A 14,424-nucleotide genomic window follows, 5' to 3' on the forward strand; every position below is an offset into this window, starting at 1 on the left:
TCCGGCCGTCCCGCAAGGCGGCCAGGCCGGCCGGTTTCACGCCCCGCCCGCTGGCCTCATCCCCGCGGCGATTTTCTCGGCCATCATTATGGTTGGCGCATTCGTGTTCCCGCCCACCAGTGCCGGCATGAGCGATGCATCAACGACGCGCAGCCCGGACAGCCCCCGGACGCGCCCTTCCAGGTCGCAGACGGCATCTGCGCCGCTGCCCATCCGGCAGGTTCCCACCGGGTGATAGATGCTGTCGGCACGCCTGCGGATATCGGCCTCAAGCGCGGCATCGCTGCCATCCGTTTCATACAGGGTGCGGCCCCGCCACGGCGCCAGCGCCTCCGCCTGCAGAATACGCTCCATAAGCCGCGCGCCGCGTTTCATCGTTTCAAGATCTGACGCCGCGCCCAAGTAGCTCGGGTCAATGCGCGGCGGCGCAGCCGGATCGGCTGAATGAAGCCCGACCTGGCCGCGGCTTGCAGGCCGCAGCACGCAGACATGGCAGGAATAGCCATGAGAGAAATGAAGCTTCCGCATGTGGTCATCCACGATGCCAACGACGAAATGCAGCTGGATATCAGGACGCTCCAGATCCGGCGACGTCCGGAAAAAGCCGCCCCCCTCTGCCATCGGCGAGGCAAACAGCCCCGATCCGTTCCGCCGCCACTGCATCCCCGCGCGCGCCATCTGCCAGGCCCCGCGCGGGTTCAGGCCGACCGTGTCCGGCCGCTTGGACCGGTAGGAGATGATATAATCCAGATGATCCTGCAGGTTTTGCCCGACGCCCTCGGATACATGGACTGGCGTAATACCGTGCTGCCGCAGTTCCGCTTCCGGGCCGACCCCCGACAGCATCAGCAGCTGGGGAGAGCCGAAAGCGCCGGCGCTCAGAATGACCTCCCGCCGCGCTTTGATGCTGAGCGCGCGCCCCCGCCGCCTGCAGGCAACGCCCGCGGCCTGCTTGCCGTCCATGAGGATACGCGTCACATGGGTACGGGTCAGAACCGTAAGATTGCTGCGCTGCCGCACCTGCGGCGGCAGATAGGCTGCAGCGGCGGAACAGCGCTCCCCGGCCTGCGGCCCGTCGTGGAACTGCGTGACCTGATACAGCCCCGCGCCCTCTTGAACCGGGCCGTTGAAATCATCGCTCAGCGGCAATTGCGACTGGGCGCAGGCCTCGACATAGGCATGGGTGATGGCGCGCGGCTCGGATTGGTCGCCCACTTGCAACGGCCCGTCCCCGCCATGCAATCCGTCGGCGCCGCGCGCGTTGCGCTCAGCCTTGCGGAAATAGGGCAGTACGGAATCCCAGTCCCAGCCCTCGCAACCCATCTGCGCCCACTCATCATAGTCGGAGGGATGACCGCGCACGTACAGCATGGCGTTGATTGCCGAGGATCCCCCCAGGCCCTTGCCCCGCGGCTGGAACCCCCGCCGCCCGTTCAGCGCCGCCTGGGGTTCAGTGTGGAAAGCCCAGTTGTTGATCCGGGGCCGCCCTGAGATCATCCCGGCAACCAGCGCAGGCGCGCGGACAAAGAGCCCGCGCCCGTTGCCCCCGGCTTCAATCAGACAGACCGAAACACCGGGGTCTTCCGACAGGCGAGACGCCATGACCGAACCGGCCGAGCCGCCGCCTGCAATAACATAATCAAACTCCATGCGCTCACCGCACCACAAAGGGCAGCGGTTACTCAACCGTTACCAAGCGGAATGCGGCTGGGCACGCAGGAGAAAGCCCGCGTTCAGGCCTGCGCCGCGTCCAGTGCCGCCTTCAGGTCGGCGATCAGATCACCGGCATCCTCCAGCCCGACCGAGAACCGCACCAGGCCCGGGGTGATGCCCAGCTCCGCCTTCAGCTCATCGCTGAGGCGCTGGTGGGTGGTGGTCGCCGGGTGGGTGGCGATGGATTTGGCGTCACCCAGGTTGTTGGAGATCACCGGGATGGTCATTGCGTTCAGGAACTTGAACGCTGCCTCCTTGCCGCCCTTCAAATCCAGCGACAGCACCGTTCCGCCCTTGCCGCCCAGCTGGGTCTGCACCAGCGCGTTTTGCGCGTGGTCCTTCAGCCCCGGATAGATGGTTCGCTCCAGCGCCGGATGGCCGTCCAGGGCCTCGGCAATTTCCAACGCGGTCTCCGCCTGTGCATTGACCCGCAGCGCAAGTGTCTCCAGCCCCTTCAGCATCACCCAGGCATTGAACGGGCTGAGCGATCCGCCGGTATGTTTCATATAGGGTTCCAGGGTGCCGCGGATATACTCCTTGGTGCCCAGCACCACCCCGCCCAGCGCCCGGCCCTGGCCGTCGATGTGCTTGGTTGCGGAATAGATCACCACATCGGCGCCCTGCGCGATGGCGTTGGAGAACACCGGGGTCGAGAACACGTTGTCCACCACTACGGTGGCGCCAACCGAATGCGCGATCTCCGCAACCGCGGCTATGTCGATCACCTCCAGCGTCGGGTTCGACATGCTCTCGAAAAACACCGCCTTGGTGTCCGGGCGCACCGCCGCCCGCCAGGCCTCCAGGTCCGTGCCGTCGATGAATGTGACCTCCACCCCGAAGCGGCCCAGCACATCCGCCAGGATATAGTTGCAGGAGCCGAACAGCGCCTTGGCGGACACGATGTGATCGCCCGCCTTCACCAGCGAAGTCAGCGCGCCATTCACAGCCGCCATGCCGGAGGCGGTGGCAAAGGCATCCTCGGCCCCTTCCAGCGCCGCGATGCGCTTTTCGAACATATCGACGGTCGGGTTGCCGTAGCGGGCATAGATGAACTCATCCGGGCCGGTCTCGATGAACCGCGCCTCGGCCTGCTCGGCGCTGTCGTAGACAAAGCCCTGGGTCAGAAAGATCGCCTCGCTCACCTCGTTGTACTGGCTGCGGCGGGTGCCTCCGTGAACCAGCTTGGTGCGGCTGTTCCAGTTGTCGCTCATCTTCTGTCTCCTCGCGCCCATAGCGCACAAAAAACCCCCGATCGGCCAAGCGAAAGGGGGTCCTTCACGTCCTGACCTCTTTAGCGGGATTGTTTAACGTGGCCCGCAATCCGGTAACAAATCGCCACGATGTGATGCAGGGGCTTTACGCATCTTGCGGGATTCGGTCAAGCCGCCGCCGTCCCCCAGGTCACACCGATGTGAGTGCCGCTGCCCCTTGCCTGCCCGCACCCCTCATGCTCCTGTGGCCGGGCAAACAGACGGAGGCACGCGATGCAGGACCCGATCCGGCTTTTCTACTGGCCTACCCCGAACGGCTGGAAAATCTCCATCGCGCTGGCGGAGATGGGGCTTCCTTACGAGGTCACCCTTATCGACATCGGCAAGGGCGACCAGTTCGCGCCGGAATTCCTGAAGATCTCCCCCAACAACCGGATGCCCGCCATTGTGGATTCGGACGGCCCCGGCGGCGCGCCGGTCTCCCTGTTCGAAAGCGGTGCCATCCTCCAGTACCTCGCCCGCAAGACCGGGCAGTTTTACGGCGCGGACGAACGCGCGCGGCTCATCGTGGATCAATGGCTGATGTGGCAAATGGGCGGCCTCGGCCCAATGGCGGGCCAGGCGCATCACTTCCTGAAGTACGCAGCCCAGGATCTGCCCTATGCCAAGGACCGCTACCGCAATGAGGTCGCACGTCTGTACGGCGTGCTAAACCGGCAGCTGGCGGAAAATGAGTATGTGGCAGGCGCAGACTATACGATTGCCGATATGGCGATCTGGCCCTGGGCCTCGCTGTGGGAGGGCCAGCAGCAGACACTGGACGACAAACCGCATCTGGCCCGCTGGCTGGATCTCATGTGGTCCCGCCCCGGCGTCATCGCGGGCCGCGCGCTGCACGCGGATCTGCGCGGGGACCGGTCCGACACAAGGGCACAGGAAGTGATTTTCGGGCAAGGCCAGTAACGCGCGCAACCGCAGCGCACCGCAGGTGCGCTGCCCGGCCCAAGACTTTGCGCTTCATCTTTGATGATGCGCCAAGGCGCGGGAGCCCGCCCCTGCCGCCGCTGGTTATTCCGCCGGGCCGGCTTCTTCCTCGTCTCCGTATTTCTGGAACAGCTGCCCCTGGAACATGAAGAAGGCAAACATCGCCACCGGCAGCCCGAAGGTCTTGAAATAGACCCAGGCCTCGGTGCTCTGGGTGCGCCAGATCAGCTCATTCGCCACCGCCAGCCCGAAGAAGAATGCACACAGCCGCCGGGTGAGGATCATCCAGCCCTCCTGCTTCAGCGGCATCAGCTCCTCCATCACCACCTTCAGCCAGCTTTGGCCCCGCATCAGGCCGATGCCCAGCAATCCGCCGAACAGCACATACAGCATCGTCGGCTTCATCTTGATGAAACGGTCGTCGTTGAACCACACCGACATGCCGCCGAACAGCACCACCAGGATCAGCGTGGCAAACTGCATCCGCGACAAATGCCCGGTCAGCTTCCACAAGGCCAATGTGGACGCCACCATCAGCGGGATAAACGCGGCGGTAATGACGATGAAGCCCTTGTACTCGCTGCCGCCGATCAGAAACACCTCATCCTTCAGCTTCAGATAGCCGATGAAGAACAGGACAATCGGGCCCAGTTCCAGCACCATCTTAAGGGTCGGGTTGATCTTCTTCGCGGCCATGGGGCCTCCTCAATGCTCTCGCGGCGGTCTCAGCCGCCCATTTCCACTATCACGGCGCCCAGGGCGATCAAAGCCATCAGCGCGATCCGGCGCGGGCCCACGGTTTCCTTCAGCACCAGCCAGCCAATCAGGGCGGCAAACACGGTGGAGGTTTCGCGCAGCACCGCCGCCTCCCCCACCTTGTCCAGCCGCGTCGCCAGCATGATCGCGCCAAATGACGCAAAGGCGACCAGCCCGCCAAAGAACCCCTTGACCATCAGCGGTCCGGGTGCGGGCGGTTCCGGCATGTTCCGCCAGCGGGTGAAGGCAATCACCGGAAACACCAGCCCGTCGATCATGAAGAACCACGCCAGGAAGGTGAATGGATCCGCCGTCGCCCGGATGCCGTAGGCGTCATATGTGGTGTAGGCGGCCACAAACAAGCCGGTGATAAAGGCAAACAGCAGTGCAACCCCAAAGGTGTCGCGGTTCGCTTCCAGAAAGACAAAGTTATAGGCCGCCAGACCAAAGATCCCGGCCAGAAGCACCGCCACCCCCAGCCATTGCACCGGGGTGAACACCTCGCCGAACAGGAAGAAGGAGCCGATCACCGTGAACAGCGGCCCGGTCCCGCGCACCACCGGGTAGACCACCGTATAGCTGCCCTTGGTATAGGCCAGCGCCTGAAACAGCTTGTAGAAGACGTGGATCCCCCAGGCGACGGCAAAGATCAGCCACATATGCGGCTCCGGCCAGGGCACCACGAACAGCGCAAACGGCGCCGCCATCACGCAGTAGCAAAAGTCGATCGCCCCGCGCGACAGCCAGGGATCATGCCGCCCCTTCTGCAGCGCCCCGAAAACCGCGTGCAGAAAGGCAGCCCAGATGGCCAGAAACAGCGCGGCTTGATGCCCGGCCTCGGTGCCTTCCAGGGAGATCAGCCAATCGCTCAAATCAAATGCCTTTGCGCGGGAGGAGAGCGCCGGGGGCTCTGCCCCACGCCCATTGGGCTTGAATCAATGGCGCCACAATGGACGCCCCCCGGGATATTTTCAGCCAGATGAATGAAGGATCAGGTCTTTTCCAAGCCTGTGAGGGCTGCCGCGAACTCCTCCGGATCAAACGGTGCCAGATCGTCGATCTGCTCACCCACGCCGATGGCGTGGATCGGCAGGCCGAACTTGTCCGCGAGCGCGACCAGCACACCGCCCTTGGCGGTGCCGTCCAGCTTGGTCATCACCAGGCCGGAGACATCGGCCAGCTGCTGGAACGTCCCCACCTGGCTTAGCGCGTTCTGGCCGGTGGTGGCGTCCAGCACCAGGAGCGTGTTGTGCGGCGCGGTCTCATCCTTCTTGCGGATCACCCGGACGATCTTGGCCAGCTCCTCCATCAGGTCGGCGCGGTTCTGCAAGCGGCCAGCGGTGTCGATCATCAGGAGGTCAGCACCGTCTTCCTGGGCCTTGGTCATCGCGTCAAACGCCAAGGAGGCCGGGTCGGAGCCTTCCGGTGCGGTCAGCACCGGCACGCCCGCACGGTCGCCCCAGACCTTCAGCTGTTCGACGGCGGCGGCGCGGAAGGTGTCGCCTGCGGCAATCACCACTTTCTTGCCGGCGCCCTTGAACTGGCTGGCCAGCTTGCCGATGGTGGTGGTCTTGCCGGAGCCGTTCACGCCAACAACCAGCACCACCTGCGGGCGCTTGGCATAGATCGGCAGCGGTTTCGCCACCGGCTCCATGATGCGCGCGACCTCCTGCGCCAGCAGTTCCTTGATCTCGCGGCTGGAGACCTTCTTGCCCATACGCCCCTCGGCCAGGTTGGCGGTTACGCGCAGCGCGGTGTCCACCCCCATGTCGGCGGCGATCAGCAGCTCCTCCAGCTGCTCCAGCATATCGTCATCCAGCGCCCGGCGCGGTTCCGCCGCGGCGCTGCGCCCCATCAGGCGGCCCAGCAGGCCAGGCGATTTCTTCTCCGGCACCGGTGCGGGGGCAGGCTCCGGCGCCGCCACCGGCTGCGGATCAGGCTCGGGCTCGGGTTCGGCCGCAGGCTCCGGCTCCGCCACAGGTTCCGGCTGCGGAACCGGCGCAGGCGCAGGCTGCTCCGGCGTCACCGCAGGGGAGTCAGCCAGAGCCTCCACAGCCTCAGCCGCGCCGCTCTCCGCGCCCTCCTCGACAATCGCATCGAGCCCTTGCTCGAGCTTGGAGGAGGATTTGAACAGCCGCTCCTTGAGCTTTGAGAAAAACGCCATCTTGGTCTCCGCAAAAGGGTCTGCCCCTCACCTAATGCGGAATTCACCGGAGTGCAAAGCGCAAGGCGCCGCCCGCCTCAGGAAAATGCCGCCAGAAAGCCCGCTTGCGCCCCCCAGTAAAGCGGCCAGACCGCATAGGGCGTGATCCGGCGCAGCGGGTGGTCCTGCGCCAGGACAAAGGTTTCCGCCGCCAGCACCATATCCGACAGCATGAAAGCACAGGCCGCCGCAAAGACCCAATTGCCAAACGGCAGCGTCAGCGCCGCCGCCCCCATGCCGAGGATGATCGGGATATAGGCGAGAACCGCCCCTCTGAGCGCGCCTGCCCGCGGCGCCAGAACGCGTGCCATCACCAGCCCCAGCACCAGCAGCCCCGTCGCAATCATTGACCCCGGCATCTCTGCCAGCCGCGCCGGATCGCTGTCCGCCCGGGTCAGGAACAGCACCGCATAGGCCAGATGCCCGGCGGCAAAGGCGCCAACGCCGGCCATGAAAACTACCTCGCCGTCACGCGACAGGAACAGATCGCCCAGCGCGCATAAGCCAAGCGCCACCGCCAGCAGCACTGGCGCCCCGGCCAGCAGCGCCGCCAGTGCCAGCAAAGCAACCGAAGCGGTCTTCAGCACGCTACGCAGCAGCCCGGGCGGCTGCGCGGCCAAAAACAGATAGATTAGCGCGCAGGCCGCCGCCGCAGCACCCAATGCCATTTCCGCCGTCATGTTCTGCCTCCCCTCATCTTTTCCGGGCACTCTGTCCTTTGACCCGGCGTGCGGTCAAAGGTGACCCCGCGGGAGCCTGTCCGGATACTTGTCAGCCCGCAGCCAACGCTTGGCGCAGGCCCCGGTCCTGAGGCACAGTGGTCCCATGCGCTCTTTGATGATTCTCCTGCTCGCAGCCCTGCCCGCCCCGCTGGCGGCGGGCGAGCCGCTCGGGGCTGCGGAATTCGACCGCTACACCCAGGGCCGGACGCTGTTTTACGGCTTTGGCGGCTCCATGTACGGGGTCGAGCGTTACCTGCCAAACCGCAGGGTGATCTGGTCCTTCCTTGATGGCAAATGCCAGGAAGGCAGCTGGTACGAGGAAGCCGGCCAGATCTGTTTCGTCTATGAAAACCGCGACGATCCGCAATGCTGGACCTTCGAGCTCACCCCCGGCGGGCTGACGGCCCGGTTCGAGAACGACCCGGCCTCAACGGAACTTTACGAGGCCGAGGACGTCGGGGAGGAGATGCTGTGTTACGGCCCTGAGGTGGGCACCTGAAACCGGATGCAGCGTTTCAGGTCTTCAGACCGGGTAAGCCGCTAGAACAGCGAGCCCTGGCTGCCGCCGCCCTCCGCCGGCGGTTTCGGCTCCGCTTTCTTTGCAGCCTGCGCAGGCGCACCGCCCTCCAGATCCAGCGTGCCGTCGGCAAACTCGATCTGCAGCGCGCCGGCCTTGGCGGCGGCGGCCTTGGTGGTCAGGATCTCCTCGCCCGAGCGCACCACCGCATAGCCGCGTTCCAAAGTCGCCTTGTAGCTGAGGATCTCCAGCTGGCGCCCGGTGGCCGTCAGGGCCTGCCGCTGGCGGTCGATACGCGCGGCCTGCGCCGCATCCAGCCGCTGCGCCAGCCGTCCCAGCGCGTCTTTCTGCGCCGCCATTTCCCGCTGGATCGGCCGCAGGCTCAGCCGCGACGACAGGTTCTGCAGCCGGTTCCGCCGCCCCTCAACCAGCTGCCTCAGTGTGGCCGGACGCAAGCTGGCCGCGGTTTCGCTCAGATGCACCCGGCGGCGCTGCACGCCTGAAATCAGCGCACCGGGCAGCCGGTCGGAAATCCGGTCCAGCCGCTGGCGCGGAGTTTCCAGCAGCGTGTCCGGCTTGGGCAGCGCCCGGGCCAGATCGTTCAGCCGCTGACGCCTGAGCTGCACCGCCTGCCCCGCGGCACGGGTCAGCCGCGCGCCCTGGTTCTCGGACCAGGCCATCAGCTCCAGCCGCACCGGCACTGCAAGCTCTGCCGCCGCAGTCGGCGTCGGCGCACGCCGGTCGGAGACGAAATCAATCAGCGTGGTATCGGTCTCATGCCCGACGGCAGAGATCAGCGGGATCTGCGAGGCGGCGGCAGCCCGCGCCACGATCTCCTCGTTGAACCCCCACAAATCCTCGATCGAACCGCCGCCGCGCGCGACGATGATCAGATCGGGTCGTGGCAGCGCACCGCCCGGCGTCAGCCGGTTGAACCCTTCGATCGCGCGGGCCACTTCGGGCGCGCAGTTCTGCCCTTGGACAGCGACCGGCCAAACCAGCACCTTGCGCGGGAAGCGGTCGCGCAGCCGGTGCAGGATATCGCGGATCACCGCCCCGGAGGGCGAAGTCACCACCCCGATAATCTGCGGCAGGTAGGGCAGTGGCTTCTTGCGTTCCGGCGCAAACAGCCCCTCCGCCTCGAGCTGTTTCTTGCGTTTTTCCAGCAGCGCCATCAGCGCGCCTTGGCCGGCAACCGCCACCTCGTCGACGTTCATGTTGTATTTCGACTGCGCACCGAACGCGGTCAGGCGGCCGGTGACCACCACCTCCAGCCCTTCCTCCGGCACCACCGACAACCCGCTGATCTGCCCCTTCCAGGTGGTGCAGGCCAGCACCGAGCGGTCGTCCTTGATGTCATAGTACAAGTGGCCCGAGCGCGCCTTGAACACCCGCCCCACTTCGCCCCTCACCCGGATCCGGCCAAAGGTCCCCTCCAGCGTGCGCTTCACCTCGCCGGAGATCTCGGAAACGGTGAATTCCGGGGCGTTCTGCCCGGGCCGGTCGGATGGGGCTGGGTCGTCAAACAGGTCAGACATCGGGGGCTGCTCTCCTGCGGCCTTTGGCCGGTCTTGTTTTGAAGTCGCGCGCAGCATAGAACGCGCCGCAAGCAAGGCAAGCCCCGGACAGCGCCGGGATGCCTCTCGGCTCAGGCAGATCGGAGAACACGCAGATGAACATCCTTATCCTCGGCAGCGGCGGGCGCGAACACAGCCTGGCCTGGGCGGTGATGCAGAACCCCAAATGCGACAAGCTGATCGTGGCGCCGGGCAACGCAGGCATCGCGCAGATCGCCGATTGTGCCGCCCTGGATATCGAAAATGGCGGCGCCGTGGCCGCCTTTGCCGAGGAAAACGCCATCGACTTTGTGATCATCGGCCCCGAGGCGCCGCTGGCCGCAGGGGTCGGCGACCGGCTGCGCGAGGCGGGCATCCTGGTGTTCGGCCCCTCCGAGGCGGCGGCCCGGCTGGAAGCCTCCAAGAGCTTCACCAAGGAAATCTGCGACGCGGCAAACGCCCCCACCGCGGCCTACGGCCATTTCACCGATGCGGACGCCGCCAAGGCGCATGTGCGCCAGCACGGCGCGCCGACCGTGGTCAAGGCTGACGGTCTGGCGGCGGGCAAGGGCGTGATCATCGCCATGACCGAAGAGGAAGCCCTCGCCGCCATCGACGGCATGTTCGGCGGCGCCTTCGGCGGGGCCGGCGCCGAGGTGGTGATCGAGGAATTCATGGAAGGCGAGGAAGCCTCCCTGTTTGTGCTGGTCGACGGCGAGGACGTTCTGGCGATCGGCTCCGCCCAGGACCACAAGCGCGTCGGCGAAGGCGACACCGGCCTCAACACCGGCGGCATGGGTGCCTACTCCCCCGCGCCGGTTTTGTCGGCAGAGGTCGAGGCCCGCGCGATGGAAGAGATCGTGAAGCCCACCATGCGGGTGATGGCGGAGCGCGGCATGCCCTATCAGGGGGTGCTCTATGCTGGCCTGATGATCAAGGACGGCCAGCCGCGGCTGGTGGAATACAACGTCCGCTTCGGCGACCCGGAATGCCAGGTGCTGATGATGCGCCTCGGCGCCCAGGCTCTGGACCTGATGCACGCCGCGGCTGAGGGGCGCTTGGGCGAGGCGCAGGTGAACTGGGGTGATGACCATGCGATCACCGTGGTGATGGCGGCCGAAGGCTACCCGGGGTCCTACGAGAAGTTCTCTGAAATCAAGGGGCTGGACGCGCTGCCCGAGAACAGCAGCAACATGGTGTTCCACGCGGGCACCCAGGAGCAGGACGGCAAGGTGCTGGCCGTCGGCGGCCGGGTGCTGAACGTGACCGCCCGCGGCGACTCGCTGCAGGAGGCGCGCGACCGGGCCTATGCGATGGTGGACGGAGTTGACTGGCCCCAGGGCTTCTTCCGCCGCGACATCGGCTGGCGCGCGCTGAAATAGGACCGCTTGCAGGCAGGGGCTCCCGCCTGCTCGCGGGCAATCAAAGACTGCCCTTCGCAGTTGGGCGCGGCCGGGCGCTGCCGCGCCCGGCGGCCGCGCCTCTAGAAGCCATTGAGGTCGCTCATCAGCAGGAAACGCCTGCGGAACTGGTCCAGCATGTCGGGTTCCAGAAAGTCCGCCGGATGGGTTGTCCCGAACGCTGAGTAGGCACGGTCCTTCATTTCAACCAGCTGCCGCTCGATATCCAGCTGCCCGATGCCGGACGGCAGGCCCAGCGCCGTTTCAAATACAGTCCGCAACGGCGGCGACCCGATGATGTTGTACCAATGGGCGTTCTCGCTGCCGCCCGCATCCGCGACGTCCTGCAATTCGCGCTCCAGCGCCAGCGCAAGCCGCATATTCGGATCCGAGTTGCCGATTTCAATCTCGAACTGGCGGGTGGTGTAGAGCTCTGCAAGTTCCTCTGCAAACCCGTCCGGATACTCCCGGCTTGTCTCGCCCTTATTGAAGGAAAAGGCATTCGTCATCGCCTTCAACCCGGTATCATAGTGCAGGTTCGCATAGGAGATGCTGGACGACAGATCGGACTCGAAGGCGCGGATCACCGTATCGAAATCCGTGCTCCGTTTGCTTTGGCCGAACAGGTCCAGCGTTGCCTCAAACAGGCTCAGGTCAAAGACCAGCTCACGCGGGTCGGTGAAGGTGCCCAGCTTGTCCGTGATCTCATCCGAAAACACCTGCATCTTGCTGACATGTTCCGGCCACTCGTTCTGGAAGGCATCGGCAAAATCGTAATAGGCCAGGTTCTCCGGCTGATTGACGAAGGAATTCGGATCGGACAGGTCGGACTCCAGCACCTGGCGCAAAAAACTCTCGCCCCGGTTACTGACGTTGAATGTGTCCAGCGCATGCTCCAGCAGCGCTGCGTTCGACAGCAGCTCCTCCGGATCGCTCATCGCGTTGATGTCCGGCCAGCCAAAGCCAAAGGCCTCGGACACCGCAAGGTACCGCGTGTCCTCCAGCTGGTTCACAAAGGAATCGGGATCCGTGGTATCCGATTCCAGGACCCGCCGCAGAAAATCCGGGTTGGTCCTTTCCAGATCGAACGTTTCGATGACGGCCTGCAGCAGGTCTTCATCCGCCAGCAGATCGTCGGCGCTGGCGAGGCCACCGGCGTGCTCGTTGAATTCACTGACCAGCGCCTCGATGCTGTTTTCATATTCCGGCGCCTGACCAAAGTTGAACTGCCTTGAAAACTCGGCATAGCGCGGATCAGACAGCTTGTTGGCAAAGGACTCCGGGTCCGCCAGGTCGGACTCCAGCACTTTCTGCAGAAAGAACTGATTGTTTTCCAAGCCTTCCAGCCCAACGTTGCCCAGCGCCTTGCGCAGCATGGTGCCGTTTGACAGCAGATCATCGGCAGTGCTGATACCGGCAAATTCATTCTCCGCCCTGGCGCTGGGAAGCTTCGGGCCGTCAGAGCTGCCAAAGCCGAAAGTTTCCGCCAAAGCCTGGTAACGGCTGTCGTTGAGCCGGTTCACGATCGCCAGCGGATCGCTCATATCGGACTCCAGCACCTCTTTGAGGAAGGCCCGGTTGTTGATGTCCTCATCCAGGCCAAAGGCCCCCAAGGTCACGCTCAGCAGGTTATAGTCATCCAGCAGCTGGTCCGCCGACTGAATGCTGGTGATCCTCTGCGTAAAGTCCTGCACCGTCCGGTCAAGAACAGGCGATTTCTCGAAAACCTCCTGCTGCTGCGCCTGGGTCCGCTGCAGGAACGTCCAACCGGCAATGCCCGTGCCGAACACATAAGGCGTAAAGCTCACGCTGCTGTCTCCCGTAAATCCGCACCGGGCCCGCGCGCCCGGATCTGCTCATCCGGCACAAGATTAACCGAAGGTGGTGAATAAACCGGAAACGGACGCCAAGGCTGGCAGACCGCCCGCAGCCGCTCCCGCCTGCTCCAGCCCATCCCCGCGGGGATGGGCCCCGCAGTTGGGCCGGGCGCCGCGCAAGCGCGGCGCGGGCGGCTCTCAGCGGCAGGCCAGCGCGTCTTGCAAACCGGTTTCAGGACGGAACCGGCCAATGTCCCGGGTGGAGATTTCGCCGTCCTTCAGCCGGGACGCCATGATCCGGCGCCAGCCGCCGCTGACTGTCACCAGTTCCGGGCCCTGACCGCAATCGCGGATGCCTGAGGTGAGGAAATCCTGGCCGATCCGGTGGTTGGTCAGGCCGGGTGCGCTGGCCGCCTCGCTCAGCTTGCCGTCCTTGAACCGCCAGATCCGCAGGGTCTTGGCCAGATGCGGCCGGTCGATATAGGCGATTTCCACGTGCCCGTCGCCGTCCAGATCCGCCGCGCCGATCGGGGCGAGCCAGCGATTGCTCCGGCCGATGTAGGGTGTCTGGGCAATCAGCGTCAGGCGGCCCGCCCGCAGGCCGTAAACGGCAATCTGAGCCCCCTTGCTGCGGTGGCTGCGCACGGTAATGGCTTCAGGGCGGTTGTCGCCGTCGAGATCCGCCAGCCGCGGCGCCAGGTCCTCGAACACATGCAGCGGGTCCAGGGTCACGGCGGTTCCGCAGCGGTCCGGCAGTTCAGGAGACCAGACCCGCAGCGTCTCCGGCTCCAGCGCATCGCCCAGAACCCCATGCCCGTAACGGGCTGTCAGATCCTCATAGGCGGCGGCGGCTTCGCCCAGCCGGACCAGGGATCCCTCCGCAATGCCCGGCCGCGCAGACGGATCGGTCCCGCAGCGTTCACCCGCCTGCGCCGCAGAACCCGCCAGGGCCAGCCCCAGGCACAGCGCTGCCCATGCGCGGCGGGCGGAACCGGGCCGGGCGCGCATCCGCAGACGCCGCGCTGCCGGCCCGGCGATCATCAGATCTGCTTTTCGGGCATATGCACCACCAGACCGTCCAGCGCGTCGGTCACCTTGATCTGGCAGGTCAGGCGCGAGCGGGCCGGATCGGGCTCATAGGCAAAATCCAGCATGTCCTCTTCCATGTCGTCCTTTGCGGGCAGCTTCTCGACCCAGTCCGGCGCGATATACACATGGCAGGTCGAGCAAGCGCAGGCGCCGCCGCAGTCGGCCTCGATGCCCGGAATATTGTTGTCGCGCGCGCCTTCCATCACGGTCAGCCCGCTGGCGACATCCACGACGTGCTCGGTGCCGTTGTGCTCGATGTAAGTGATCTTTGCCATTGTCAGCTCTCTTCCCTTTTCCGGTACTTGGACGACTGTGTAGCCAAGCCCCTGCGCCGGTGCCAGCCCCAATTGCGACCCTGCCCTGCCGCTGCTGGACTTCCGGGGCGGATGTTCTATATTTGTTCACTCCGGAAATTTCTCAACCGCGGAGCCTGTTTGCCTCATGCCAGCCCCTTCT

General features: G+C 65.2%; 13 protein-coding genes and 1 riboswitch. Of the genes, 3 read left to right on the forward strand and 10 right to left on the reverse strand.

Annotation, left to right across the window (positions count from 1 at the left end; all coding sequences use genetic code 11):
- Positions 1 to 36 precede the first annotated feature (36 nt).
- Positions 37 to 1,650, reverse strand: coding sequence for a GMC family oxidoreductase (locus AC4HIX_RS08295; RefSeq protein ID WP_490398625.1), 1,614 nt, complete (start codon positions 1,648 to 1,650; stop codon positions 37 to 39).
- Between the two features lie 83 nt (positions 1,651 to 1,733).
- Complete coding sequence (gene metZ / locus AC4HIX_RS08300) at positions 1,734 to 2,924, reverse strand: O-succinylhomoserine sulfhydrylase (protein ID WP_490398626.1); 1,191 nt, start codon at positions 2,922 to 2,924, stop codon at positions 1,734 to 1,736.
- Positions 2,925 to 2,983: 59 nt separating this feature from the next.
- A riboswitch (SAM riboswitch) is annotated at positions 2,984 to 3,062 on the reverse strand.
- 135 nt (positions 3,063 to 3,197) lie between these two features.
- Here metZ and AC4HIX_RS08305 point away from each other — a divergent pair.
- Positions 3,198 to 3,887, forward strand: coding sequence for a glutathione S-transferase N-terminal domain-containing protein (locus AC4HIX_RS08305; protein ID WP_490398627.1), 690 nt, complete (start codon positions 3,198 to 3,200; stop codon positions 3,885 to 3,887).
- Between the two features lie 105 nt (positions 3,888 to 3,992).
- Here AC4HIX_RS08305 and AC4HIX_RS08310 read toward each other — a convergent pair whose 3' ends face one another.
- The 4 genes from AC4HIX_RS08310 to AC4HIX_RS08325 form a co-directional block, all read right to left on the reverse strand.
- Complete coding sequence (locus AC4HIX_RS08310) at positions 3,993 to 4,604, reverse strand: inner membrane-spanning protein YciB (RefSeq protein WP_475050901.1); 612 nt, start codon at positions 4,602 to 4,604, stop codon at positions 3,993 to 3,995.
- Positions 4,605 to 4,633: 29 nt separating this feature from the next.
- Positions 4,634 to 5,536: a DMT family transporter gene (locus AC4HIX_RS08315; protein WP_475050900.1), complete on the reverse strand. Its 903-nt coding sequence runs from the start codon at positions 5,534 to 5,536 to the stop codon at positions 4,634 to 4,636.
- A gap of 119 nt (positions 5,537 to 5,655) precedes the next feature.
- Complete coding sequence (ftsY, locus tag AC4HIX_RS08320; protein WP_490398628.1) at positions 5,656 to 6,828, reverse strand: signal recognition particle-docking protein FtsY; 1,173 nt, start codon at positions 6,826 to 6,828, stop codon at positions 5,656 to 5,658.
- Positions 6,829 to 6,905: 77 nt separating this feature from the next.
- Complete coding sequence (locus tag AC4HIX_RS08325) at positions 6,906 to 7,547, reverse strand: lysoplasmalogenase (protein ID WP_490398629.1); 642 nt, start codon at positions 7,545 to 7,547, stop codon at positions 6,906 to 6,908.
- A 145-nt stretch (positions 7,548 to 7,692) separates the two neighbouring features.
- Between AC4HIX_RS08325 and AC4HIX_RS08330 the strand changes: the two genes are divergently transcribed.
- The gene (locus AC4HIX_RS08330) at positions 7,693 to 8,088 is read left to right on the forward strand and encodes a hypothetical protein (RefSeq protein WP_475050896.1); all 396 of its coding nucleotides are present in this window, start codon (positions 7,693 to 7,695) and stop codon (positions 8,086 to 8,088) included.
- Positions 8,089 to 8,129: 41 nt separating this feature from the next.
- On the opposite strand, the gene xseA is transcribed toward AC4HIX_RS08330, so the two are convergent.
- Complete coding sequence (gene xseA, locus AC4HIX_RS08335; protein ID WP_490398630.1) at positions 8,130 to 9,644, reverse strand: exodeoxyribonuclease VII large subunit; 1,515 nt, start codon at positions 9,642 to 9,644, stop codon at positions 8,130 to 8,132.
- A 134-nt stretch (positions 9,645 to 9,778) separates the two neighbouring features.
- On the opposite strand from xseA, the gene purD reads away from it, so the two are divergent.
- Positions 9,779 to 11,044 carry a phosphoribosylamine--glycine ligase gene (gene purD, locus AC4HIX_RS08340; RefSeq protein WP_490398631.1) on the forward strand — a complete coding sequence of 422 codons (1,266 nt, stop codon included), beginning with the start codon at positions 9,779 to 9,781 and terminating at the stop codon, positions 11,042 to 11,044.
- 101 nt (positions 11,045 to 11,145) lie between these two features.
- Here purD and AC4HIX_RS08345 read toward each other — a convergent pair whose 3' ends face one another.
- The 3 genes from AC4HIX_RS08345 to AC4HIX_RS08355 all read right to left on the reverse strand — a co-directional run bounded on the left by AC4HIX_RS08345 (position 11,146) and on the right by AC4HIX_RS08355 (position 14,243).
- Positions 11,146 to 12,870 carry a DUF1217 domain-containing protein gene (locus AC4HIX_RS08345; RefSeq protein ID WP_490398632.1) on the reverse strand — a complete coding sequence of 575 codons (1,725 nt, stop codon included), beginning with the start codon at positions 12,868 to 12,870 and terminating at the stop codon, positions 11,146 to 11,148.
- A gap of 207 nt (positions 12,871 to 13,077) precedes the next feature.
- Positions 13,078 to 13,920: an FG-GAP repeat domain-containing protein gene (locus AC4HIX_RS08350; protein ID WP_490398633.1), complete on the reverse strand. Its 843-nt coding sequence runs from the start codon at positions 13,918 to 13,920 to the stop codon at positions 13,078 to 13,080.
- Positions 13,920 to 14,243 carry a 2Fe-2S iron-sulfur cluster-binding protein gene (locus AC4HIX_RS08355; RefSeq protein ID WP_475050891.1) on the reverse strand — a complete coding sequence of 108 codons (324 nt, stop codon included), beginning with the start codon at positions 14,241 to 14,243 and terminating at the stop codon, positions 13,920 to 13,922. The genes AC4HIX_RS08350 and AC4HIX_RS08355 overlap by 1 nt, the downstream gene beginning before the upstream one ends.
- Positions 14,244 to 14,424 lie beyond the last annotated feature (181 nt).

It is taken from the genome of Leisingera sp. (genome assembly GCF_982940295.1).

Excerpts from the sequence above, each read along its gene's own strand:
- AC4HIX_RS08295 (WP_490398625.1), bottom strand. The coding sequence starts at position 1,650 with ATGGAGTTTGATTATGTTATTGCAGGCGGCGGCTCGGCCGGTTCGGTC.
- metZ (WP_490398626.1), bottom strand. The coding sequence starts at position 2,924 with ATGAGCGACAACTGGAACAGCCGCACCAAGCTGGTTCACGGAGGCACC.
- AC4HIX_RS08305 (WP_490398627.1), top strand. The coding sequence starts at position 3,198 with ATGCAGGACCCGATCCGGCTTTTCTACTGGCCTACCCCGAACGGCTGG.
- AC4HIX_RS08310 (WP_475050901.1), bottom strand. The coding sequence starts at position 4,604 with ATGGCCGCGAAGAAGATCAACCCGACCCTTAAGATGGTGCTGGAACTG.
- ftsY (WP_490398628.1), bottom strand. The coding sequence starts at position 6,828 with ATGGCGTTTTTCTCAAAGCTCAAGGAGCGGCTGTTCAAATCCTCCTCC.
- AC4HIX_RS08325 (WP_490398629.1), bottom strand. The coding sequence starts at position 7,547 with ATGACGGCGGAAATGGCATTGGGTGCTGCGGCGGCGGCCTGCGCGCTA.
- AC4HIX_RS08330 (WP_475050896.1), top strand. The coding sequence starts at position 7,693 with ATGCGCTCTTTGATGATTCTCCTGCTCGCAGCCCTGCCCGCCCCGCTG.
- xseA (WP_490398630.1), bottom strand. The coding sequence starts at position 9,644 with ATGTCTGACCTGTTTGACGACCCAGCCCCATCCGACCGGCCCGGGCAG.
- purD (WP_490398631.1), top strand. The coding sequence starts at position 9,779 with ATGAACATCCTTATCCTCGGCAGCGGCGGGCGCGAACACAGCCTGGCC.
- AC4HIX_RS08350 (WP_490398633.1), bottom strand. The coding sequence starts at position 13,920 with ATGATCGCCGGGCCGGCAGCGCGGCGTCTGCGGATGCGCGCCCGGCCC.
- AC4HIX_RS08355 (WP_475050891.1), bottom strand. The coding sequence starts at position 14,243 with ATGGCAAAGATCACTTACATCGAGCACAACGGCACCGAGCACGTCGTG.